20 protein-coding genes are annotated in these 23796 nt (G+C 41.2%); 13 read left to right on the top strand and 7 right to left on the bottom strand.

Annotated elements, in window-relative coordinates:
• Position 1: 1 nt before the first annotated feature.
• From PL11201_RS09085 to PL11201_RS09070, 4 genes are all read right to left on the bottom strand, one after another.
• Entirely contained in the window at positions 2-349 is a 348-nt protein-coding gene (locus PL11201_RS09085) for a hypothetical protein (RefSeq protein WP_079678276.1), read from the bottom strand.
• A 91-nt stretch (positions 350-440) separates the two neighbouring features.
• Positions 441-2225, bottom strand: coding sequence for a ribonuclease J (locus tag PL11201_RS09080; RefSeq protein WP_234996654.1), 1785 nt, complete (start codon positions 2223-2225; stop codon positions 441-443).
• Positions 2226-2429: 204 nt separating this feature from the next.
• Complete coding sequence (gene dapA, locus PL11201_RS09075) at positions 2430-3317, bottom strand: 4-hydroxy-tetrahydrodipicolinate synthase (protein ID WP_079678274.1); 888 nt, start codon at positions 3315-3317, stop codon at positions 2430-2432.
• Positions 3318-3369: 52 nt separating this feature from the next.
• On the bottom strand, positions 3370-4398 hold the full coding sequence (locus PL11201_RS09070) for an aspartate-semialdehyde dehydrogenase (RefSeq protein WP_079678273.1): 1029 nt from the start codon (positions 4396-4398) through the stop codon (positions 3370-3372).
• A 318-nt stretch (positions 4399-4716) separates the two neighbouring features.
• On the opposite strand from PL11201_RS09070, the gene tig reads away from it, so the two are divergent.
• The gene (gene tig, locus PL11201_RS09065) at positions 4717-6099 is read left to right on the top strand and encodes a trigger factor (protein WP_079678272.1); all 1383 of its coding nucleotides are present in this window, start codon (positions 4717-4719) and stop codon (positions 6097-6099) included.
• A 199-nt stretch (positions 6100-6298) separates the two neighbouring features.
• Here tig and PL11201_RS09060 read toward each other — a convergent pair whose 3' ends face one another.
• Entirely contained in the window at positions 6299-6667 is a 369-nt protein-coding gene (locus PL11201_RS09060; RefSeq protein ID WP_079678271.1) for a response regulator transcription factor, read from the bottom strand.
• Between the two features lie 221 nt (positions 6668-6888).
• Here PL11201_RS09060 and purH point away from each other — a divergent pair, with 221 nt between their 5' ends.
• Positions 6889-8436, top strand: coding sequence for a bifunctional phosphoribosylaminoimidazolecarboxamide formyltransferase/IMP cyclohydrolase (gene purH / locus PL11201_RS09055; protein WP_079678270.1), 1548 nt, complete (start codon positions 6889-6891; stop codon positions 8434-8436).
• Positions 8437-8521: 85 nt separating this feature from the next.
• Entirely contained in the window at positions 8522-9151 is a 630-nt protein-coding gene (locus PL11201_RS09050) for a tetratricopeptide repeat protein (RefSeq protein WP_079678269.1), read from the top strand.
• 456 nt (positions 9152-9607) lie between these two features.
• On the opposite strand, the gene PL11201_RS09045 is transcribed toward PL11201_RS09050, so the two are convergent.
• Together PL11201_RS09045 and PL11201_RS09040 are read right to left on the bottom strand one after the other, a co-directional pair.
• Complete coding sequence (locus PL11201_RS09045; RefSeq protein ID WP_079678268.1) at positions 9608-12526, bottom strand: cadherin-like domain-containing protein; 2919 nt, start codon at positions 12524-12526, stop codon at positions 9608-9610.
• Positions 12527-12817: 291 nt separating this feature from the next.
• Entirely contained in the window at positions 12818-13594 is a 777-nt protein-coding gene (locus PL11201_RS09040) for a pentapeptide repeat-containing protein (protein WP_079678267.1), read from the bottom strand.
• Positions 13595-13787: 193 nt separating this feature from the next.
• Between PL11201_RS09040 and PL11201_RS09035 the strand changes: the two genes are divergently transcribed.
• The 10 genes from PL11201_RS09035 (at position 13788) to PL11201_RS08990 (ending at position 23796) form a co-directional block, all read left to right on the top strand.
• Complete coding sequence (locus PL11201_RS09035; protein ID WP_079678266.1) at positions 13788-14177, top strand: hypothetical protein; 390 nt, start codon at positions 13788-13790, stop codon at positions 14175-14177.
• Between the two features lie 365 nt (positions 14178-14542).
• On the top strand, positions 14543-15982 hold the full coding sequence (locus PL11201_RS09030) for a DUF5009 domain-containing protein (protein WP_079678265.1): 1440 nt from the start codon (positions 14543-14545) through the stop codon (positions 15980-15982).
• A 1-nt stretch (position 15983) separates the two neighbouring features.
• Positions 15984-16547 (top strand): bifunctional adenosylcobinamide kinase/adenosylcobinamide-phosphate guanylyltransferase, encoded by a 564-nt coding sequence (gene cobU, locus PL11201_RS09025; RefSeq protein WP_079678264.1) that lies wholly within the window; start codon positions 15984-15986, stop codon positions 16545-16547.
• Positions 16548-16610: 63 nt separating this feature from the next.
• A complete protein-coding gene (locus PL11201_RS09020) occupies positions 16611-17267 on the top strand; it encodes a SanA/YdcF family protein (protein WP_079678263.1) in 657 nt (218 codons plus the stop codon).
• A gap of 55 nt (positions 17268-17322) precedes the next feature.
• The gene (locus tag PL11201_RS09015) at positions 17323-17964 is read left to right on the top strand and encodes a transaldolase family protein (protein WP_079678262.1); all 642 of its coding nucleotides are present in this window, start codon (positions 17323-17325) and stop codon (positions 17962-17964) included.
• 127 nt (positions 17965-18091) lie between these two features.
• The gene (locus PL11201_RS09010) at positions 18092-18607 is read left to right on the top strand and encodes an inorganic diphosphatase (RefSeq protein ID WP_079678261.1); all 516 of its coding nucleotides are present in this window, start codon (positions 18092-18094) and stop codon (positions 18605-18607) included.
• 158 nt (positions 18608-18765) lie between these two features.
• Positions 18766-19125, top strand: a complete 360-nt coding sequence (panD, locus tag PL11201_RS09005) for an aspartate 1-decarboxylase (RefSeq protein WP_079678260.1) — start codon at positions 18766-18768, stop codon at positions 19123-19125.
• A gap of 285 nt (positions 19126-19410) precedes the next feature.
• On the top strand, positions 19411-20319 hold the full coding sequence (locus PL11201_RS09000; RefSeq protein WP_079678259.1) for an MBL fold metallo-hydrolase: 909 nt from the start codon (positions 19411-19413) through the stop codon (positions 20317-20319).
• Positions 20320-20391: 72 nt separating this feature from the next.
• Complete coding sequence (locus PL11201_RS08995; RefSeq protein ID WP_079678258.1) at positions 20392-20964, top strand: hypothetical protein; 573 nt, start codon at positions 20392-20394, stop codon at positions 20962-20964.
• Between the two features lie 54 nt (positions 20965-21018).
• The gene (locus PL11201_RS08990) at positions 21019-23796 is read left to right on the top strand and encodes an ATP-binding protein (protein ID WP_079678257.1); all 2778 of its coding nucleotides are present in this window, start codon (positions 21019-21021) and stop codon (positions 23794-23796) included.

Here is a 23796-nt window from a genome sequence, read left to right as displayed (position 1 = left end):
TTTAAATGCTCAACAGCTTAGTCAGTTGATCTGATTTATGTCGTGAAACCTCTACATAGTCTTTACGTTCGTTAGCAAGTAACATATCACTGACTTTAGGAAAAATTTGCAATTGCTGGGCAAAGTATGTTTGTAAGGTTGCTAAATTTTGGTAATCTAAAATTCTTTGACGGATGAGGGAAGCATTAATATGAGTAAATTGTTCGGGTTCATTGAGATAGCTGTTTAAGTTTTGTTCAATGCGATCGCCTATTTCTGTCATCAAAGATATGACCAGGCCTTCTATGGCTTCTTGTCCACTGCGATAGGAGAGAAAACCTACTAATCCTAGGATAACTCCCGATTTCATCTCTTTAACTTCCTGAATTCCTAAATTTCCAAAAAAAAGAAACCGAGTTTCTTTCGACCCGGTTTCTGGGGAATTTTGTTTTTTTTAAAACCTAAGAAGCAACTCTTGCCGTGCTGCGAGGACGACGGCGGCCCGTGAGTTTTGTAGCAGGTTCTTCGTCGGGAATTTGAACTAATAAAACCAACAAAGGATTACTAGCAATTTCGCGGCGCAGGACGCGCTGAATCGAGCGTTCGACTTGAACTTTTAACCCCTCCCAGTCCACTTCCTTAGTTTCTGAGTCAAAAGTGCGGGCAAATTCTGTCCAACGTTCACTTAAAACTGTTTCGATAGTTTGGGTTAATTGTTCTTGTAAAGCAGCCTGATTAACGCTATTTACCACACCTTTCAAATGAATCTCAGGCCGTGCCAATAACTTACCATCGGTTCCCACAGCTACCGCCATTGTAACTATCCCTTCTTCGGCTAACTGACGGCGTTCCTTCATGGTTTCATCTTTAACCACCCCAGAGCGAGAGGCATCCACAGGTTCAATTCCGGCTTGAACTTTACCCGCAATTCGGATAGATTCTTTGGTTAATTCCACCACAAAACCATTATCAATTAACACCATATTTTCGGCAGGAATCCCCATACTTTGGGCCGTTTTTTGGTGTTGAACTAACATCCGGTGTTCTCCATGCACAGGAACAAAGAATTTCGGGCGGGTTAAAGCCAACATTAATTTCTGATCTTCTTGACATCCGTGACCGGAAACGTGAATCCCTTTTTCCCGTCCATAAATCACATTTGCTCCCTGCATCATCAATTTATCAATGGTGTTCACCACTGCAATTGTATTCCCAGGGATCGGGTTAGCTGAAAAGACAACGGTATCCCCTTGCTTAATATTAATTTGACGATGGGCTCCCTCAGCAATTCGGGTTAATGCCGATAACGGTTCCCCTTGAGATCCGGTGGTTAAAATCAGTAATTTATCATTAGGAATACCACTAATTGCATTCAGGGGCACAAATAACCGATCCTCACATTTGATATATCCTAATGTCCGAGCGTGGGCAATCACATTTAACATGGAGCGACCCACCACCGATACTAACCGTCCCTGTTTTTGAGCAATATCTAAAATAATATTCAGACGGTGAACAGAGGAAGCAAAAGTTGTGACTAAAATCCGACCCTGAGCTTGGGCAAAAACCCGCTCTAAGTTGGGATAAACGGAACTTTCAGACGGGGTAAATCCTGGAATTTCAGCGTTTGTAGAGTCACTTAATAAACAGTGAACCCCTTTTTCTCCGTATTCGGCTAACCGTTGGAAATCAAAAAATTCTCCGTCCACCGGAGTATGATCAATTTTAAAATCTCCCGTATGAATCACCACACCCACCGGAGTTGTAATGGCGACGGTAAAACTATCAGCAATGGAGTGGGTATTGCGAATATATTCTACTAGGAAATATTTCCCAATTCTGACCATTTCCCGGGGACGAACTGAGCGTAATTCAGTACGATCAGCAACGGCAGCTTCTTCTAATTTTCCTTGTAATAATGCCATTGCTAACCGAGGGCCATAAATTACCGGAATATCAAATTGTTTCAGGTGAAAAGCAATGCCCCCAATATGATCTTCATGACCATGGGTAACAATCATTCCCTTGATTTTTTCTCGGTTTTCCCGCAGATAGGTGACGTCGGGTAAAACAATATTAACACCGTGCATTCCATCGGTGGGAAATGCTAAACCCGCATCTAAAATCACAATTTCATCTTCATATTCAAAGATGCAAGTATTTTTTCCAATTTCATGTAATCCCCCTAAAGGAATAATTTTCAGGGAACCGGAACTAAATACCGGAGTCGAAGTGGGGGAAGCCATAGTCGAGCTTCTTTTTCTAATCACGGGAGTGTTGCTGTTTTTAATCATGCTGATCCTTTTTTGTTAGGGGTTGACAATTGAAATAATCAAGGCAAAACTTAAGAGTTGACAGAATTTCCAGAATCATCCTAATCATTTTGAAAATTCTGTCAATCAGGAGTGGATATTTAGTTTTCACAAAGCCTAGAAAAGTGTGCCGAAATCCTACTTAACTAGATTTAATTGACTCAGCACGTTCTTCAATGCGTTTGTCACTTCAACCGTTGGGTCACACAACGGCAAACGAGTTGATCCCACATTCCAGCCTTGCAAGTTCAATGCTGCTTTCACCGGAATTGGGTTTGTGGTCACAAACAAGACTTTAAACAACTCCAATAATCGGATATGGATGTCGGTTGCTACTTGTATTTGACCCGCTGCAAAGGCTTGAATCATCTGTTGGAGTTGCGTTCCCACCAGATGACTGGCGACGCTGACCACCCCGTAACTACCAACGGCTAACATGGGTAAGGTCAGAGAATCATCCCCAGAGTAGATCGAAAATTCGGAGGGTGTCAACCGTCGAACTTGGCTGACTTGATCTAAATTGCCACTGGCTTCCTTAATCGCCACAATATTCCCAATCTCCGCCAAACGCGCTACCGTTTCTGGGAGGAGATTTTGTCCTGTGCGTCCAGGGATATTGTAAAGCATAATTGGCAAATCGGGACAGGCCTGGGCGATGGCTTGGAAATGCCGATATAAACCCTCCTGGGGCGGTTTATTATAATACGGGACAACCTGTAATGTGCCATCTAATCCCAGTTTAGCTGCTTTCTGGGTGGCATCGATCGCCTCTTGGGTGCAATTCGATCCCGTTCCGGCGATTACCTTAGCTGTTCCTGATACCGCTTTCTGCACGACTTGAAATAACTCGTATTCCTCATCCCAAGTCAAGGTCGGAGATTCCCCCGTCGTTCCGCACACCACCAGGGCATCACTTCCGGCACTCGCCAAATGAGCCGCTAACTTTTCCGCCTCTGCATAATTCACACTACCGTCTTCGTAAAACGGCGTTACCATGGCTGTTATAACTCGTCCAAAACTTACCATTTGTCTTTAATATCAATTATCGGTGTTTCCTGCGTTTGTCATGGTTAAAACCTCAACGCCGTAAACCTAAAAGTTGTTTTTCCACTAACAATTCAGCAATTTGCACCGCGTTTAAGGCGGCACCCTTGCGAATTTGATCTCCACAGAGCCATAATTCTAATCCGCAGGGATGGGATAAATCCTGACGAATTCGACCCACTAACACCGGATCACGTCCACTGGCATCAATTGGCATCGGGAAATAGTTAGCTTTGGGATCATCCACCAGTTCCACTCCCGGGGCGGTGCTGAGGATATGCCGTGCTTTTTCCACAGGGAAAGGTTGCTCGAATTCTAGGTTAATCGCTTCTGAATGGGCGCGCAACACGGGAACCCTGACACAAGATGCGGTCATCATCAGATCATTGACCCCAAAAATTTTGCGGGTTTCATTAATCATTTTCATTTCTTCTTCACAATAACCCAATTCATTAATCGGTGTGTTGTGCGGGAAAAGATTAAAAGCCAGGGGATAGGGGAAAATTTCTGTTTTAGGTGTTTCTCCTTGCAAAATGGCTAAGGTCTGTTGCTTGACTTCTTCCATTGCCCTGGCCCCAGCCCCACTGGCTGATTGATAAGTCGCAACCACAATTCGCCGGATCGGTTGTACCTGATATAACGGCCAAACCGCCACCGCCATTAAAATCGTGGTGCAGTTGGGGTTAGCAATAATCCCTTTATGGTTGTTAAGAGCCTGCGGGTTAACTTCCGGGACGACTAACGGCACATCGGGGTTCATACGGAAGGCACTGGAGTTATCGACCACCACAGCCCCGGCTTCCACGATCTTTGAAGCCCAGACCTTAGAGGTTGATCCTCCGGCCGATGCCAACACAATATCAACGTGATCGAAGCTGGTTTCCGACACCGCTTCAACGGGTAAGCTTTCCCCCCTAAAGGTTAAGGAGGTTCCTGCCGAACGGGGAGAAGCCAATAACTTTAATTCCCCCACTGGAAAATTGCGACTTTCCAGGAGTTCGATTAACTCCGCCCCGACCGCTCCCGTCGCCCCCAGAATGGCAACTCGATAAGAATTTGACAAAATTGTAACCTCCGTAATCAAAAAACAGCAATTTTAATAAATCTAAATTTTTATAGTCCGTAAAACCTTTGGGTTAATTATTATTAATTGTCGGGTGGAGGCTTAATCTCCCCCATCTATTATAGTTTAGCCGTTCCGATTTTGACCAAAATAGAACGGAATCTAATAAACGGTCACACAAGGGCGCATAATCAGTTACGATCACTATTTGAGTACACAACCCGACATTAGCAATCTTACCTTGCTAATCCGGTGATTATGGTTCCCCCGCGAGTTAAATATGTTGGGGGTGTTGAATTCAGAATATCACGATTTTTTATGAAAGTAACCCAGGAAAAACTTCCCGCAAGTCAAATTGGATTGGACATTGAGATTACCCCTGAGATGTCTAAAAATGCTTATGAGCAAGTTGTTCGGAAGATGAGCCGTTCGGTGAATATTCCTGGGTTCCGCAAAGGCAAAGTGCCTCGCCACATTTTGGTTCAGCGCTTGGGTCAGGAACGAATTAAGGCGGCTGCGTTGGATGATTTGATGAACCAGTATTTACCCAAAGCTGTCGAACAGGAGAATATTCCGGCGATTGGCAACTTTGAGCCTCAAGGCGATATTGATCAACTGATTCAGCAATTTGAACCCGGACAAACCCTGACGATTAAAGTGGTTGTAGATGTGGAACCCGAGGTGACACTCGGTCAATACAAGGGCTTGACTGTCCAAGCCGAAGAAGTTAAGTTTGACCCCGAACAGGTAGAACAGGTATTAAAACAGGAACAGGAAAAAAGAGCTACCTTAATTCCGGTTGAAGCTAGACCCGCCCAATTAGGGGATGTGGCGTTTGTTGATTTTAAAGGGTATTTTACCCAAGAGTCGGAAACGGGCGAACCGGAAGAAATTCCGGGTGCTAAGGGTGATAATTTCCAGGTGGATTTGGAGGAAGGTCGGTTTATCCCTGGTTTTGTTGATGGCATTGTGGGCATGAATTCTGGAGAAACCAAAACCTTAAATCTGAAGTTTCCCGATGAATATGGGGATAAAGATGTTGCTGGGAAGGATGCCACCTTTACTATTACTCTGAATGAGATTAAGGAAAAAGAACTCCCAGAGTTAGATGATGAGTTTGCCGAAGAAGTAAGCGAGTTTTCTACTTTAGCGGAACTGCGGGAATCTTTGGAAAAGCGGTTTCAAGGGGAAAAGGACGACCAAACCAAAGCCAATCAACGCAAAGCCTTAGTGGATGCTTTAGCAGAAACCATTGAAGTCGATTTACCTGAAACTTTAATTCGTCAGGAAGTTGACCGACTGATTACTGAACAGGTGATGCAGTTGAGCAAGATGGGGTTAGATGTTAAACGGTTATTCACGGGGGAAATGGTGCCTCGTCTGCGAGAACAAGCCCGTCCAGAGGCAATTGACGCTTTGAAGCGGTCTTTAGCTTTGAAGGAAGTCGCCAAACTAGAATCTTTGACCGTCACCGATGAAGAAATTAAAGCCGAAGAAATCAAAGTTCTTTCAGAACTTAAGGGTCAAGATGTTGATCCTCAACGGTTGCGGGCTTTTGTGACGGAAGATTTAGTTCAACAAAAAACCTTCACCTGGTTGGAAGAAAACTCAACTATTGATTTAGTTCCCGAAGGGACTTTAACCCCTGAAGAAGATGAAGAAGATGAGGATGATGAAATTGATAGTACCGAAGAAGAATAATCTGCGGAACGACTATTCAGTCATCAGTTAACAGTTAACAGTTAACAGTTATCAGTTAAGAAGTTTACAGTTAATTTATTAACTCCTCAACTGATAACTGTTTAACGGGTACGGGCGGGTTATTTTAGATAGGAGTTAATTACCTCAATCTGGATGAACCCGCCCCTAAAACTGATGACTGATAACTGATGACTGATCCTTACCTCCGTAGCAGTTGTTTGATGGTACTCAACAGTTCTTCAGGACGGAAGGGTTTGGAAATATAGGCATCCGCCCCCTGTTTCATTCCCCAGTAGCGATCAAATTCTTCACTTTTACTAGAACACATAACTACAGGAAGATTCTGGGTTTTGGGATTTTTTCTAATATGGCGACACAGATCATAGCCATTCATATTGGGCATGACAATATCTAATACGACTAAATCCAGTTGTGTAACCTGTTCAATTTTTTCTAAGGCTTGAACTCCATCTTCGGCTGAGATCACCTCGATCCCACTGTCTCGCAACATCTTAGCAATTATCTCTCGGAGAGCGTTGCTATCATCGACAATCATGACTGTAGTCATTTTTAATTTTGCCTATTAAAAGCTAGAATATATGGATTTTTGGGCTTGTTTTTACGTTTGTTGATCATATTCTAGCGGATTTCACTGACCAAAATATCTACAATCTACAAATTGAGTTCTTGAGGTCGGTTTTGTCATCGGTGGTAATGGGTAGGAACAGAAATTGAGCCAGTAGGTGCAACAATGGTAGACTGTTGTTTTTGAATTCGGAGTTTTGCCCCATGGCGCGTTTAGCTTTATTGAGTGTATCTGATAAACGAGGACTGATTGAGTTTGCTAAAAGCCTAGTTGAAGAATTAGGTTTCGATTTAATTAGTAGTGGAGGGACAGCAACAGCTTTAAAAGCAGCCGGACTTACTGTTACCAAAGTCTCTGATTATACGGGATTTCCTGAGATTTTAGGCGGACGAGTTAAAACCCTCCATCCTCGCATTCATGGGGGAATTTTAGCCCGTCGAGATGTTCCTCAAGATTTAAGCGAGTTAGAAACCCATGATATTCGCCCGATTGATTTAGTCGTGGTTAATCTTTATCCCTTTGAACAAACTATTGCTAAACCGGATGTTTCTTTAGCAGACGCGATTGAAAATATTGATATTGGTGGCCCTACTTTATTACGGGCATCGGCTAAAAATTATGCTCATTTAACTGTATTATGTAATCCCGAACAATATGGATCTTATTTAGAAGAATTTAAGCAAAAAAATGGGGAAATTTCTTTAGAATTTCGGCAACATTCTGCCTTAAAAGCCTTTCAACATACGGGAGCTTATGATCGGGCGATCGCAGCCTATTTAGAACAACAAGAACTCAATTCTGAATCTCCCTTACCCCAAAGTTTTGTCTTAGCAGGAACTCAAATTCAATCCTTAAGATATGGCGAAAATCCCCATCAACCGGCGGCTTGGTATCAAACCGGAACCCAGCCCACCGGGTGGGCGTCGGGTCAGATTTTACAAGGCAAACCCTTAAGTTATAATAATTTAGTGGATTTAGAAGCCGCTAGACGGATTATTTGTGAGTTTCCCGAGCAACCCGCAGCAGCCATTTTAAAACATACGAATCCCTGCGGTGTAGCCGTTGCTAATAGCCTATCTGCTGCCTATAAAAAAGCCTTTGATGCGGATTCAACCTCGGCTTTTGGGGGAATTGTAGCATTAAATCGGACTATTGATCAAGAGACGGCAACGGCTTTAAGTAAAACCTTTTTAGAGTGTATTGTTGCCCCTGATTGTGATCCAGAAGCTGCTCAAATTCTCAAGAAAAAATCTAACCTACGGGTGTTAATCTTACCCGATTTAACTCAAGGTTCAAAGGAAACAATTAAACTAATTGCGGGTGGTTTTTTAGTTCAAACCGCCGATGATTTAGTTGAACAATCTACAGACTGGAAAGTAGTCACAGAAAAGCAACCCACGCCAGAAGAATTAGAGGAATTAATGTTTGCGTGGAAAGTGGTTAAGCACGTTAAATCTAATGCCATTGTTGTGACTAAAAATCAGACAACATTAGGGGTGGGGGCCGGACAAATGAATCGGGTGGGGTCAGTAGAAATTGCCCTGAAACAAGCCGGAGACAACGCTCAAGGCGGTGTTTTGGGGAGTGATGCCTTTTTCCCCTTTGATGATTCAGTTCGCACGGCGGCGGCGGCGGGCATTTCTGCTATTGTGCAACCGGGAGGGAGTATGCGAGATCAAGATTCAATTAACGCAGCCAATGAGTTAGGATTAGTCATGGTATTCACGGGTATTCGTCATTTTCTGCATTAATTAAAATATGATCAATATTCCGATAGATAACAACCTGTCGGAATATTGTGAGGAAAAATTTTAAGATCAGATTACAATTACAAAGATGAAAACTAAACAGTTAAATTTCACCCAGGTAACAACAATAATTTTAGGAATAATTATTGTATTATCGTCGAAAGTACAAGCTCAAAATGATTTACCCACTCCCAGCGAGTTGCGGGGTAAACCCAGTGAAGCGGAACAGCAAAAGTTAGATAAGAAAGAATCTCGACAAGCAATAGTTCGTCAAGGAATTCAACTCTATCAAGCTAGAAATTATGCCGCTTCTGAAACAATTTTTCGTAAATTGGTAGAAAATCAACCCAAAGAAGCTAAATATCATTTTTATTTAGGAAACTCTTTATTTTATCAACGAAAAACTGAAGAAGCCACTCAAGCCTATCAAGAAGCTATTAGTTTGAATCCTCAATATGCCCTAGCTTATAATGGTTTGGGATTTTTACACGCCAGTCAAGGACAATGGGATGAAGCGATCGCCCAATATCAAAAAGCCTTAGAAATTAATCCTGACTATGCGGAAGCCTTAAAAAATTTAGGGGACTCCTTCTGGAAAAAAGGCAATACCGCCGAAGCGACGAATGCTTGGAAAAAAGCCCTGGAATTATATACACAACAGGGGAATAATAAAGCCGTCCTACAACTTCAAGAAATGTTAAATAAAACCGCACAATAATATTAATTGTAGGGGCGGGTTCCGTCACAATTTATAATTCCTACAGATCACCTTTATAAACCCGCCCGATTACTACTTATTTCCTATTATATAGCAAGTCTAAATGGATTGTACAAAATGACTCACGGTAATTGTTAATCCCCAAAAATATCTATATTCCCCTGTAGGGGCGAGGCGCGCCTCGCCCCTACGATGAATTGGATGTCAAACTATTTATACAATTGATTTAGACTTGCTATATTAAGCTGTTGTGCATTTAAACTGTATATTCTAGGGAGCGAGGACGCTCCCACTACAGGGATGGGGCAATTTCCTAATCACAATTATAGGTGCACAACAGCTTAGGAGAAAACCACAACTACTACCAAAAAAAATCCCCCCGATTTAACAGAGGGATAACGATTAAAGTCACTAATTCCTAGTGATTAATCACTCAATTTTCTGTGAATAATTCACTTAGACAACCGTCAACGGAAATACCTGTGAACTGGTATCCGAGGATGAATTAGAAACAGTAAACTGGAAGCTATCTGAAGATGCACCAGTAACGGCGGCAAGATCATAACGGAAAATTGGCGAGCCACCCATAGAACCAGATGGAACATCAAAACCTCCTTGAAGGGAAGTGATAGCGATTTTTGTTTCCGGGTCGAATTCTATGCGGGTCGAAATATTAAAGTTCTGTTCTGTTAACTGGGTTGTTGTCTTAGTTAACAGATCATAACGGAAGATTTCTATATCATCGACATTACCATCTGCTTCGCCATCTTTAGCTGACCACAATAGACCTAATTCTGGATCAGAAGCGGATAAAACGCCTTGCAATTTACCCAGGGTCGTCAACTGAGTTGTTTCACCCGTAACAGGATCATAGCGGAATAAATTGTCTGTGGTGAAGTAATCACCATCATCGGTTGTTTCCCCTGTCCAGATCGCACCTAATGACGACGGATCAAAATCCAGTAGAAATTGATTGAGAAGTTGATTGTTTTGAACATCGGATTTGCTGATTTCTGTGGTCGTGTTTCCATCAGTCAAAAAGATTTTATTCGTTTGATTCGATGGGTCAGAGGTACTAATAATAAACTTCTGATCATCAATTTTTTGTACTAGCCCAATCGTAGCAAAGTTCTGATTTGTCAATTTTTCTGTGGTTGTACCATTAAAATGGTAAAGTTCCACACCTGAACCATCATCACCTTTCCAGTAAACATCACTTGAGTTTTGTGGGTTGTTTGGAGTATTAGTAAAGATTAAGGAATTTTGGGTACTTCCAGAGGAAAGTGTTTTAATCTCGTCCGTCTCGATGTTGTAACTCAAAATCTGGTCTGTTGTTCCATCCGACGCTTTCCAAGCATAGAGATTTGATTGCTCATCTCCAATTTTTTGAAATTGAAAGATGTCAGTATAGTTGTTGTTGGTAATTTTAGTTGTGGTTTTTCCATCGGAGCGGAATAGTTCAAACCCACTCCCATCGTCCCCTGTCCAGAATAAAGTAGGAGTATTGGAACTATCAGTCGTTAACAGTTGTCGATTCCTGGTACTCTCGTTACTGAGTTTAGTTGTGTTTGTGCCGTCGTAGAAGAAAATATCTCCTTCAAAATCCGTAGGATTTTCAGGACTTGTAGATGGATTGTAAGCTGCAATGAAAAACTGGTCATTTGGAACCGTACTAATGTTGAGATATTCAAAGTTAAGATCGTCGGGGGTTAACTTTGTGGTTGTTGTTCCATCAGATTTATAAACTGCGGAACTCTCTCCTTTCTTAGCATCAAATAACAAGACATCTTTACCATTAACTGGGGTTCCAAAGCTACGAGAAAAACCGATGCTAGTAAAATCCTCATTCGTGTATTGAGTTAAGGTTTGACCATCATAAGTCCATAGTTGTTGATAACCATTGCTATCTTCACCTGTGAACAGATAGTTTCCCTTACTGTCCTGACTGTAGGAATATCTGTTCAACCGATTATTCGGACTGATAGAAGTTGCTGTTGATCCCTCAATTTTCACAATATCATCATTATCACCTACACCAAAATTAAAGGCATGAAACAACAAAGGATTGGAGGAATTCGGATTACTTCTGTCAACAAGAGGATCGGCATGGGTATAGAGGAAGTCCGTGAAGCGAGTGGTTTGACTGCCATCATAACCATAGATTGCTTTTTGATCGTATGTAGGCCCTTCTAACCAGAAAATCTTGGAACCGACAAAACTAAAAGAATTATTAGAGGGATGGGTAGCATCGCCACTAATCAAAACAGGTTCAGCTTTAGTAGTAGATGCAGGCTGAGTTTGGCTATAGCTAAGTTTGCCTTGATCAATATCGGCTTGAGTAAAGGTTGCATTACTCCCTAATACAGTTAGATCTAACTTGAGTTCCCCTAATTGGGGTGCATTAGTCAGAGTGTAAACAATCTTACTTGGATCAGTTTCTTTGTCATCAGTAAACTTGAGTTCCGTTTGGCTGATAGTTTTGGTTTCGCCTTCAGCTACCTGTAACCCTTTGTTAGCCTCTACTGTTGGTGAATTAGAGACACCTGGTTCTGGAGTGGGTGCTGGGGTTGGTGCGGATGTTGGTTCGGGAGTCGGTGCTGGTGTTGGTGCGGATGTTGGTTCTGGGGTTGTTTCTGGGGTTGGTGCGGATGTTGGTGCCGGAGTTAGTGCCGGAGTTGGTGCAGATGTTGTTTCTGGGGTTGATTCTGAAGTGGGTGCGGATGTTGGTGCCGGAGTTGGTGCCGGAGTTAGTGCCGGAGTTGGTGCGGATGTTGGTGCCGGAGTTGGTGCCGGAGTTGGTGCCGGAGTTGGTGCCGGGGTGGGTTCGGGAGCGGGTTCTGGGGTAACTTCCGGTTCTGGAACATCCGACACTAAAATACTTGTGTCAACACTACTGCTGTTAACCCCCTGAAGAATTGTAATAATTTCCAGGGTGTCTTTATGGCGGACAATCGTACCTCCTGAACCATTATCTTCAAACTCAATACTTTGAACCGAAATCCCCCGAAGTTGAATCAGATCTTGGCCGACTGTGAAATCAGTGATCACATCAGAACTCACCAGGGCTAGTGAACCCGACTTTCGTGTAAAAACAAATACGTCTGTACCTAGTCCACCCGTTAGGTTATCTGAACCTGCATCGGCATACAAGGTATCATTGCCTTTACCTCCAAACAAACTATCATCGCCCTGACCACCAAATAAAACGTCATTTCCTCGTCCACCAGACAGAACATCATCCTCTGTATTGCCGAACAAGAGATCGTCTCCTTGCAGGCCAAAGAGGTTATCATTGCCTTCTAGCCCGATGATTTCATCGTTATCGCTGGTTCCAACCAAAAAATCCTGATTAGTGTCATCTATTAGTCTGGCCACATTAACCTTCCTTTAAAAATAAACTATCCCTTTTAAGAATAAGCTTATTAGAGTAATGTTAATGTATTTTTTAATATATATTTATAATAAAGTTAGTGTTATGGCAGTCGCCATCAGGCTTAGGACATGGATTCTTTGCTTTCGCAAGGGACATGACCTATATTTTGTCCTAATCGCCATGTCCGTTGCTATATAAATAAGATAAAAAACTTTTTATGTTTTCAGCATCATCTGTAGGAAGTCCCCACGTCTGACCGAGGGGCTGAAGAAGGGGACTTCACCTGGACAATATTAATTGAAGGGTAATTCTGGACTTTCAACCTGTTCTGAAGTCGGTGCAACCACACAATTAACAACATTTGTAATTACACAAACAAGGGGGGATAAATCCGTGCCTTGTAGCAGGCTTCCTCGGAGGGTTGTTTGAGATAATTTAGCCCGATCAATGTTAGTATCAGCCAAAATCGTAGCGGTTAAATTGGCATTTTCTAAAACTGTACGATCCAGATTAGATTTGCGTAAATCTGCACCCAATAAATTAGCCCTGGTGAGATTTGCTGCTTCTAAATCCGTCTGAAATAAAAATGCCTGACGCAAATCAGCATTTTCTAAATTGGCTTGATTGAGATAGGATTGGCTAAAGTTTGTACCGACTAAACTCGCATCTTTTAAATTCGCCTTGATTAAATTTGCCTGAGCTAAATCGGCTTGGGAAAGATCCGCTTCTCTTAAATCTGCCCGTTCTAATATAGTATTCCTTAAATTAGCATCAAATAGGTTAGCCGATGCTAAATTAGCTTGAGTTAAATCGGCATGATATAAATTGGCTTGATTCAGATTAGCACTGCGAAGATCAACCCCTCTTAAATCGGCTCCTTGCAGTTGAGCTTTAAATAAATTAGCCCCCCGCAGATCAAACTGTTGCAGATTTGCCCCTCTTAAATCACATTCGGGACAACGATTTGTAGTTCTTAATTGTTGCAAATCCGATTCATTTTCCGCTTGAGCGACGGTCGCCAATCCCAATGTAGATAGAATAACAGACAATGCCAAGGTTTTAAAATTCATTATCCTCACTCCGTTTCTTTAGTATTTCTGCTCAATCGTTTCTAACCCTGGGGTTATCAATGGGTTGAGCATTTGCCCAAATTCTATCACAAACAGCAGAAGTGACAAGATTTTTTTAACTGAATGATTGCCATTTTAGAAAATAGGAGTAAAATTAAGTTGTAGTTAACTTAACTTTTTTTCAGGGGAAATTATGGAAAACGGAATCTATGAATTTAACGAATCTCAGAATCAACTGATTTTGGATTTGTCTAAAAAAATGTTATTTGTGAGTTACTTTCTAATTGCTGGTGGAATATTAGGAGCTATTGGTGGAGTTATTGTGCTTCTGAAAGGAGGATTCGGTGAACTGGTACAGGGAGTGATTCTGTTAATTACTGGAATTTGGACAATTAATGCGGCAAAAGCGTTTAAATTAATTGTAGATACTCAGGGAAATGATATCGAAAATTTGATGGGTGCTTTGGGACAATTACGGAAACTTTATACTCTGCAATATTGGCTATTTTTGATTGCTATAATTTTTATGGCAATTGCTTTAATTCTGACTCTGATATTTGGTATTGCAGCAGTTGGAAGTTAATCTATAGCAATCCTAAATGAATTGTACACTCATAATGATCGGGGTTATTAAAAAATACCTACATTCGTCCTGTAGGGGGACGGCGCGTCCATCTGTGTCAACTTAACGCTAAAAGTAGGCGATCAAACCAGAATTCACGCTTATCTGATCCCAAGTCAATGATCCCCCCTAACCCCCCTTAACAATCGGGGGAACAGGAGATCCAAGTCCCCCTTTTTAAGGGGGATTTAGGGGGATCTAATCTCGGCTATAATCGGGGGTTTTCGGCTGAAGTTGACACCAATGGGCGCGCCGTCCCCCTAAGATTATTTGGATTAGCTATTTGTACAACTGATTTAGACTTGCTATATATAAGGTTGACTCCAATGAAATTAGCCTATCAATATCGATCAAATATTAAACGAATAGATGCGTTAGATACCCTGCGAGGGATGGCGGTTTTAGCAATGGTTTTATCCGGTGTAATTCCTTTTGATGGAACTTTACCCGCTTGGATGTATCACGCCCAATTTCCACCTCCTAACCATCAATTTAATCCTAAAGTATCTGGACTAACTTGGGTAGATTTAGTCTTTCCTATCTTTCTATTTTCTTTAGGAATAGCGATTCCTTTAGCATTATCTCGACGGTTATCTCAAGGATGGAAAACCGTTGATATTATTATAGGAATTTTAAAACGGGGATTTTTATTAGCTACTTTTGCGATTGTTTTACAACATTTTAGACCAACAGTTATTAGTCCTGACCCTAATTCCGAAAAATGGCAACTCGCCTTAATCGGATTTGGAGTATTATTTTTAATGTTTGTACAATTACCTAAGTTTATTCCTAAATGGTTGAATTTGGGTTTAAATTTAGTCGGTTGGGGGGCGGCGATCGCAATTTTAACTCAAATTCAATATCCCCATGATCCTAAATTTCCTGAATTTTCTCTCTATCGGAGTGATATTATTTTATTGGTCTTAACTAATATTATTGTTTTTACTTCTTTTATTTGGTTATTCACTCGAAATTATCCCCAATTTAGGATCGGGTTACTGGGGGTTTTATTGGGTTTGATTTTATCTAAATACGCCGGGGGATGGATAACAGATATTCTATCAATATCCCCGATTTCTTGGTTATATAAATTTGAGTATTTAAAATATTTGTTTATTGCGATCCCAGGAACTTTTGTGGGGGAAGAAATCATTAATTATCAACAGGTTGATGATCAAGATATCCCGAAAAATTGGAACCCATTTCGCTTAATTGGAATTGTGATTGTCATGGGACTGATTATTTTAAATTTACTCATTGGTTTACAATCTCGCTTACTCCCCCAAACCACAGGAATTAGTTTAATTTTATTGATTTTCGGTTATCGTTTACTGAGGGAACCCCATCATCCCCTGGAACTTTTATTATATCAAATGTATCAATGGGGAATGTATGGGTTAATTTTAGGATTAGCTTTTGAACCCTATCAAGGAGGGATAAAAAAAGATCCGGCCACCATGAGTTATTTTTTTATTACCACGGCGATCGCTATTTTTCTGTTGATGATCTTAACAATTTTGATTGATGGTTTCCAGCAAAAACCCTGGTTTCAGTTATTCATTGATACGGGTAAAAATCCGATGATTGGTTATATTGCTTTTGCTAATTTATTATGGCCGATTTTAGAACTAAACGGTTGGACTCCTAAAATTGAAGCCCTAACTAATACTCCCACCCTGGGCTTTTTGCGAGGATTATTTTATACTATAATTATAGCACTATTTGTGAGTTTATGTACAAGATTAAAATTATTTTGGAAAACTTAATATGAACTCTTTAATTATTCCTTCTGAATTAATAGTAGTAACTGGCCCAGCCCGCTCAGGGAAAAGTGAATGGGCGGAAACCTTAGCCATACAGTCTGAAAAACAAGTGATTTATATTGCAACTTCTCAACGAGATCCCTCGGATCAAGAATGGCAAATCAGGATTCAAAAACATCAAGAACGTCGCCCGATGTCCTGGGAAATTTTAGAAGTTCCGATAAACCTAACCGCAACCTTAGAAAAAATATCAGGTCAAAATACTTGTATTTTAGTCGATTCCTTGGGAACTTGGTTAGCTAATTTGCTCGAACAAGATGAAATAACCTGGGAAAATACGCAGGATCAATTATTAAAAATATTAGATAAACTGCCAGGAATGATCATCTTAGTCGCCGAAGAAACAGGATGGGGAGTGGTTCCCGCCTATGTCATGGGTAGAACCTTCCGCGATCGTTTAGGGGCGTTAGTGCGTCATTTAGGGGCAATAGCGAACTCCGTTTATCTGGTGACAGGCGGTTATGTTTTGAATTTGACCCAACTGGGTTCACCCTTGGAGTCAAAATAACCGTTTTGCTGATACCCTATTCCTAAGCTAAACTTTGTCTCTACCACGGTTAACTTCAATCTTATGCCTAAATGGTTTATCTTGCACTGGCGTTTTCTGGGTTTATTAATGGTTTTGGGAACAATATTAGTCCCTTTTTTGTTAACGATTTATATTAAAACCGTTACGAATAATCGTCGATTTACGCAACCGGAAACCGTCCCGAATGAACCCGTAGCGATTGTGTTTGGGGCGGGAGTTTGGGCGGATGGAACCCCGACACCAATGTTAGCAGATCGAGTGGAAGGGGCAGTAGAATTATATCGTTTGGGGCGAGTTCATAAAATATTAATGACGGGGGATAATGGGACTCCCGAATATAATGAAGTGGTGGCAATGCAGCAATATGCAGAACGTTTAGGAGTTCCGAATAAAGATATTAAATTAGATTATGCTGGATTTAGTACCTATGAAAGTTGTTATCGGGCTAAAGCAATCTTTGGCGTAGAAAAGGCGGTTTTAATTACTCAAAAATATCATCTTCCTCGGGCGGTTTATACCTGTAATAAATTGGGCATAGACTCGGTGGGTTTAGGCACGCCGGACTGGGGAAAATTCAGAAATGACTCCATGAGATTCTATACCCAAAGAGAAATTTTAGCGGTGATGAAAGCGATCCTAGAACTGCACATTATTCGCCCTAAACCCACCTTTTTAGGGCCATTTGAAGGAATGTCATGAATCAGTTAAGAGTTGACAGTTAAGAGTTAGCCAACACCTAAAAAGAATTAAATCTATGGCTTTATATTTGGATTCGGCAATTATTTCGGAAGCACAAATAGTTAAAGATTGGGGATGGGTGAAGGGAATTACAACTAATCCTACTTTATTAGCCAAAAGTGAATTATCGCCGGAAGAAACCTTAAAACAGTTAAAACAATTAATTTCGGGGGAAATCTATTATCAATTAATGGCATCGGATTTTCAGGGAATGGTAAGAGAAGGAAAAAAAGCCTTTGAATTGCTAGGAGAACAAACAGTTTTAAAAATTCCAGCGACCTCCGTAGGATTTCAAACCGTCGCGTATTTATCTCCCGAAATTCCCTGTTCTGTCACGGCGATTTATAGTGCCGCCCAAGCTGCTGTAGCGATGGAGGCGGGAGCAAAATATGCGATCGCCTATGTGAACCGGGCAACTCGATTATTAGGAGATGGTATTGGATTAGTAAAACAGATGAACGATATATTAACAGGAAGTCCGACTAAAATATTAGCCGCGAGCATTAAATCCCCCCAGGAAGCCGCTGCCACCCTACAAGCAGGAGCTTATCATTTAACCTTGCCCTTAGAAATCTTAAGGGCAATGACAACCCATGAATTATCAGAACAAACCGTTATAGAGTTTAATCAAAATGGTCGGGGAATCGGCGCTGGTTAAATGGGGATACTGAATTATCTCGGTGGCAAACAGCCCAACCCCCTTGGAGGAAATCCCCATCCCCTTTAGAATGTTAGAGGGGAGCTTTCCCCGATGTTGATGATTGTCCAAGCTTGGAGAACGATTCGTGGATTTATCGAAGATTGTGCCCCAACCCAAACCGGGTTTAATTAACGTTTTGATTGAGATTCCCGCCGGAAGCAAAAACAAATACGAATACGATAAAGAGTTACAAGCCTTTGCCCTTGATCGTGTATTGTTTGCCTCCGTCCAATATCCCTTTGATTATGGCTTCATTCCCAATACCCTAGGAGATGACGGAGATCCCCTAGATGGTTTGGTGATTATGGATCAACCCACCTTTCCCGGATGTGTGATCGCAGCCCGACCCGTGGGAATGTTAGAAATGATCGATGGTGGCGATCGAGATGAAAAGATTCTTTGTGTTCCCGCAGCCGACCCCCGCTACGCCGATGTAAAATCTCTGAAAGATATTCCCCATCATCGCCTAGAAGAAATTGCTGAATTTTTCCGAACCTACAAAAACCTAGAACGGAAAGTTACTGAAATCCTGGGTTGGCAGGATGTGGATCAGGTTGCGCCCCTGTTAGAAAAAGGGATTAAAGCAGCCAGTAATCAGTAATCAGTTATCGGTTATCAGTTATCAGTGGGAGACATAAAATCGGGATTTTATTGATTAACAGTAACTGTAAACTTTCTTCTGAAGTGATTACTGGTATACCAAGTGTGGTTGTGAAGTTTCTACACTGATTACTGATTACTGATTACTGATTACAGCAAATGCACCGAACACTACTCTACGCGAAGATTCATAACTGTACCCTGACCGCAGCCAATGTTAACTATGTGGGCAGTATCACCATTGATCAATCCCTACTCGATGCGGCTGGAATCTTGGTTCATGAACAGGTACACGTCGTGAATGTTGCTAATGGGGAAAGGTTTGTCACCTATGTCATTCCAGGTGTGGCTAACTCCGGGGCAATCGAATTAAATGGTGCCGCTGCTCGTTTAGGCGTTGTGGGCGATCGCTTAATTGTGATGTCTTATGCACAATTCCAGCCCGAGGAAGCTACTAATCATGAACCTAGAGTGGTTTTCGTGAATGAGAATAATTGCATTGTGGAAATTCGAGGCTAAAATGAGTTTAGCCCTGTGATAAAATGCAACAGGTTGTTGACCCATCTGTACGGCTGAATATACCCGCACCGGCAGCATGGCACTCCCCTTAACTTGCTGAAAAAATCAGGGAATCTTGAAACCCTTTGACTTCTAGGGCAGATAGAAACAAAAAAATTGAATATGCTCTTTGGGGCGCAGGGGAGTCCCCAAAAGAACACAGGGCCATTCAAAGCCCAAGCTGACACTTTACTTGATGTCGGTGTCGGTTCTGTCAACGTTCTACGTCCAAGGCTAAAACAAACGATGCCAGTTTCTGATCCTCCAGCCCAGAACCCACATTCTTCTGATCGAGCAACCCCCATGGACAAGAACTCTGCAACTGATTTTTCCGTAAGATTCTGGGGGGTGCGGGGCAGTATACCCACGCCTGGATCGCAAACGGTTGAATACGGGGGGAATACCTCCTGTGTGGAAATGCGCTTGGGTGAAAAACGCCTGATTTTTGATGCAGGTACAGGCTTAAGAGTCTTGGGAATGGATTTGCTCAAACAAATGCCCGTGGAAGCCTATCTGTTTTTTTCCCATACCCATTGGGATCATATCCAGGGGTTTCCATTTTTTGTTCCTGCTTTTATTCCGATTAATCGCTTTCATATTTATGGGGCGATCGCACCGGATGGCAGTACCATCAAAGATCGTCTCTGTGATCAGATGGTTCACCCCAATTTTCCCGTCCCCATCCATGTCATGCAGTCGGACATGAGGTTCTATGACCTATTTCCGGGGGATACATTAACTTTAGATGATATCAAAATTGAAACGGCTCCTCTGAATCATCCCAATGGGGCGGTGGGATATCGAGTTACTTGGCAAGGAAAAACAGCGGTTTATTGTACCGATACCGAACATTTTCCCGATCGCTTCGATGCCAATGTTTTGCGTCTAGCCAGGGAAGCGGATGTTTTTATTTATGATGCCACCTATACCAACGAAGAATATCACAATCACCAATTGCCTAGAATTGGTTGGGGACATTCCACCTGGGAAATGGGCGTAGAAGTCGCCAAAAAAGCCGGAGTCAAGCAGGTGGTTATGTATCAACATGATCCGTCCCATACCGACGAAATTTTGAATCAAATTGAAGCCCAAGTTCAGGCTGTTTTTCCCAATGGGATTGTTGCCCGCGAAGGAATGATCCTCAACCTAGATTAACTGACATTCTCCAAAGACAGTGCTAATCTGAGCTAGGATTTCAGTGATGTTGCCAGATCATTTGTCTTGGTTATGGGTTTTTTAAGTCAAAACAGAATTCAAAAGCAAAAGGGACGCTCTCCTTCCTGGGTATTAATTCTAATAGTCGGTATCTGGAGTATCGGTATTGCCTTGGGAATAACACAAACACCCCCCCTAGTCTCCCCAATAGTCCTGGCTGAAAACGCCCCCAGCCCCAATCAGATCGGGAGTGTGGACAGTATTCAACCCGCATATAAACTGGGATATGAAATTTATCTCAACACCTGTTCAAGCTGTCATATTCCGATTCCTCCCCAAGTCTTTCCCACCCAAACTTGGCAGCAAGTGATTCAAGATCCACAACATTATGGTGCGATGCTGCAACCCTTGGAAGGGCCATCATTATTGTTAATGTGGAAATATCTCCAAACCTATTCCCGTCCCATTGCCCTCAAGGATGAGACCATCCCCTATCGTTTTAATCGTTCCCGTTATTTTAAGGCCCTCCATCCCCGGGTTGATCTTTCCCAACCTCTGACGGTGAATAGTTGTGTGAGTTGTCATCCAGGTGCATCGCAATTTGACTTTCGCAGCTTAACACCAGAGTGGCAAAATTCCCCTTAAGCTAACGGTTTTTATGACTCCAGTTTCATCCTCAAATTATCACCCCAATTGAATATGATATCATCATTGTTTCCCCTGTTTCGTCGATCTCATAAATCCCAAGGAATACCCCTAAGTTGGGTATTGGTTATTCCTTTTTTATTAGAAATTTTTATTGCTGTCGGTTTGACAGGTTGGTTAGCCTTTCGTCATGGAGAAAAAGCCATTAGGGAACTAGCCCAAGAAATCGAAAATGAAGTCAGTTCTCGGGTAGAACAACATTTAAATAATTATCTTTCTACACCTCATCAAATTAATCAAATTAATTCGGATGCGGTGAAATTGGGATTCTTGGATCTGCAAAAGTTTCCAGAGGTTAGTCAGTATTTTTGGAGACAACTTCAAGCCTTTGATGTAGGTTATATTTATTATGTATTACCCTCGGGAGAATATGCCGGAGCCGGATATTTTTTAGATTTGAATAAAGCTACTATTGATGAACTTTCTCCTCAAACCCAAGGTCGAGCCAATACTTACGCCACAGATGCCCAGGGCAATCGAACTAAATTGATGGCATCCTATGATAATTATAATCCTCGAGGTGAAGCTGCCTATACCGATGCAGTTCAGGCAAAAAAACCGATTTGGAGTCAAATTTATCACTGGGATAATTTTCCTGATATTATTTCTATTTCTGCGAGTTATCCCCTCTATAATGATCAAAATAATTTAATCGCAGTTCTGGTTTCTAATTTACGTTTATCACAAATTAGTGAGTTTTTAAAAAATTTAAAAGTAGGTGAATCTGGGCAAATTTTTATTTTAGAACGAAACGGACTGGTGGTGGCAAGTTCATCCTCAAAACCACCTTATAAAATGGTAGAAGGTGTGGCAAAACGACTCAGGGCTGCGGAAAGTCAAGATATCATTATTCGAGAAACTTTTAATGCTTTAACTCAAAAATTGGGTCAGGTTAGCTCCATCATGGAGCAGCATTCTTTACAAATTTCAATTAATCATCAAGATCAATTTGTTAAAATTAGTCCTTGGAAAGATCCATGGGGTTTAGATTGGTTAATTGTGGTGGTGATTCCTGAATCTGATTTCATGGGTCAAATTAATGCGAATACTCAAAAAACCATTATTCTTTGTTTAATTGCTGTAGGAGTTGCCATAGTATTTGGACTATTAACCTCCCATTGGATTACGCAAAAAATTATGCGTTTGAGTATTGCTTCTCGGGAAATTGCCAGTGGAAATCTCAGACAAAAAATTCGGATTAAGGGCATTAAAGAAATTATGCTTCTGGGAGATTCTTTTAACCAAATGGCTCAACAATTACAACAATCCTTTACGATTTTAGCCACTTCCAATGAAACTTTAGAACAACGGGTAGAAGAACGTACAGCACAACTCCAAACCGCGAAAGAAGATGCCGAATCTGCTAACCAATCTAAAAGTGAATTTTTGGCTAATATGAGTCATGAACTTCGCACTCCCTTAAATGGGATTTTAGGCTATGCTCAAATTCTACAACGACAACCGAATCTAACTCCCAAACATCTGCAAGGACTGCATATTATTTATGAGTGTGGTTCTCATTTATTGACTCTAATTAATGATATTTTGGATTTTTCTAAAATCGAAGCCAGGAAACTAGAACTCTATCCCGTAGATTTTAATTTAGAACATTGTTTATGGGGAATTAGTGAAGTTTGTCGTCTAAAAGCTGAACAAAAAGAATTAGAATTTAATTATCAAGTTCTAACTCCTTTACCTAAAGTTATTCATGCCGATGAGAAACGGTTACGTCAAGTTTTATTAAATCTATTAGGTAATGCCATTAAATTTACTGATACCGGGTCAGTTTGTTTTCAAGTGCAGGTTTTATCGGAATTAATCGAATCTGATTCTATCAAAATATATACAATAAGATTTCAAGTTGAGGATACCGGAGTGGGGATGAATACAGAACAAATTAAAAAAATATTTTTACCCTTTGAACAGGTGGGAGAACACGCCCGTAAAGCTGAAGGTACGGGATTAGGATTAGCTATTAGTCATCAAATTGTAGAAATGATGGCAGGCAAGATTAACGTTGAAAGTATTCCAGGAGTTGGGAGCAAATTCTGGTTTGATATCAATTTACCCGCAGCCAAAGATCAACCGCTTCATAAAACTAAAACTTCACAAAAAATGATCGGTTATGAAGGAGAAAAACAGACCATTTTGATTGTAGATGATCGCTGGGAAAATAGATCTGTTCTGGTTAATTTGTTAGAACCCCTTGGTTTTGGAGTCATTGAAGCAACTCAAGGACAAGAAGGGTTAGAAAAAGTGCGTGAATGGTATCCTGATATAATTATCACGGATTTAAATATGCCCATTTTGGGAGGGTTAGAGATGACTCGACAATTAAGAAATGATCCCGAATTTTCCGATCTGGTAATTATTGCTTCTTCTGCTTCCGTATTTAGTGCGGATCAAGAAGAATGTTTAAAGGCAGGTTGCAATGGTTTTTTGGCCAAACCCATACAAGAGGAAATTTTATTCCGTCAATTGCAAGAAGGGTTAAAATTAACTTGGATTTATGAAAATTCAGAACCAATAATAGACCAATCAAAAATACCTGTATCCGTTAATTCCTTAATGATTCCTCCTTCTCAAGAATTGATCAGCTTGTATGATTTTGCCAAAGGAGGTTACATTTTAGATATTCAAAATGAAGCAAATCGGATTAAACAGTTAGATACTCAATATACTGCTTTTGCTGATTATATGATTCAATTGGCTGAAGCCTTTGACGATGAACAAATTATCCAATTTATTCAACCTTATATTAATAATCAATAA

Origin of the sequence: Planktothrix sp. PCC 11201 (assembly GCF_900009135.1) — a bacterium.
In the GTDB taxonomy this organism is placed as follows: Bacteria; Cyanobacteriota; Cyanobacteriia; order Cyanobacteriales; family Microcoleaceae; genus Planktothrix.
This window is presented reverse-complemented; position numbering and strand designations above follow the sequence as displayed.

Bases quoted from the DNA above. Each gene is read 5' to 3' on its own strand.
- PL11201_RS09085 (WP_079678276.1), bottom strand. From the start codon at position 349: ATGAAATCGGGAGTTATCCTAGGATTAGTAGGTTTTCTCTCCTATCGC.
- PL11201_RS09080 (WP_234996654.1), bottom strand. From the start codon at position 2,225: ATGGCTTCCCCCACTTCGACTCCGGTATTTAGTTCCGGTTCCCTGAAA.
- dapA (WP_079678274.1), bottom strand. From the start codon at position 3,317: ATGGTAAGTTTTGGACGAGTTATAACAGCCATGGTAACGCCGTTTTAC.
- tig (WP_079678272.1), top strand. From the start codon at position 4,717: ATGAAAGTAACCCAGGAAAAACTTCCCGCAAGTCAAATTGGATTGGAC.
- PL11201_RS09060 (WP_079678271.1), bottom strand. From the start codon at position 6,667: ATGACTACAGTCATGATTGTCGATGATAGCAACGCTCTCCGAGAGATA.
- purH (WP_079678270.1), top strand. From the start codon at position 6,889: ATGGCGCGTTTAGCTTTATTGAGTGTATCTGATAAACGAGGACTGATT.
- PL11201_RS09050 (WP_079678269.1), top strand. From the start codon at position 8,522: ATGAAAACTAAACAGTTAAATTTCACCCAGGTAACAACAATAATTTTA.
- PL11201_RS09040 (WP_079678267.1), bottom strand. From the start codon at position 13,594: ATGAATTTTAAAACCTTGGCATTGTCTGTTATTCTATCTACATTGGGA.
- PL11201_RS09035 (WP_079678266.1), top strand. From the start codon at position 13,788: ATGGAAAACGGAATCTATGAATTTAACGAATCTCAGAATCAACTGATT.
- PL11201_RS09030 (WP_079678265.1), top strand. From the start codon at position 14,543: ATGAAATTAGCCTATCAATATCGATCAAATATTAAACGAATAGATGCG.
- cobU (WP_079678264.1), top strand. From the start codon at position 15,984: ATGAACTCTTTAATTATTCCTTCTGAATTAATAGTAGTAACTGGCCCA.
- PL11201_RS09020 (WP_079678263.1), top strand. From the start codon at position 16,611: ATGCCTAAATGGTTTATCTTGCACTGGCGTTTTCTGGGTTTATTAATG.
- PL11201_RS09015 (WP_079678262.1), top strand. From the start codon at position 17,323: ATGGCTTTATATTTGGATTCGGCAATTATTTCGGAAGCACAAATAGTT.
- panD (WP_079678260.1), top strand. From the start codon at position 18,766: ATGCACCGAACACTACTCTACGCGAAGATTCATAACTGTACCCTGACC.
- PL11201_RS09000 (WP_079678259.1), top strand. From the start codon at position 19,411: ATGCCAGTTTCTGATCCTCCAGCCCAGAACCCACATTCTTCTGATCGA.
- PL11201_RS08995 (WP_079678258.1), top strand. From the start codon at position 20,392: ATGGGTTTTTTAAGTCAAAACAGAATTCAAAAGCAAAAGGGACGCTCT.
- PL11201_RS08990 (WP_079678257.1), top strand. From the start codon at position 21,019: ATGATATCATCATTGTTTCCCCTGTTTCGTCGATCTCATAAATCCCAA.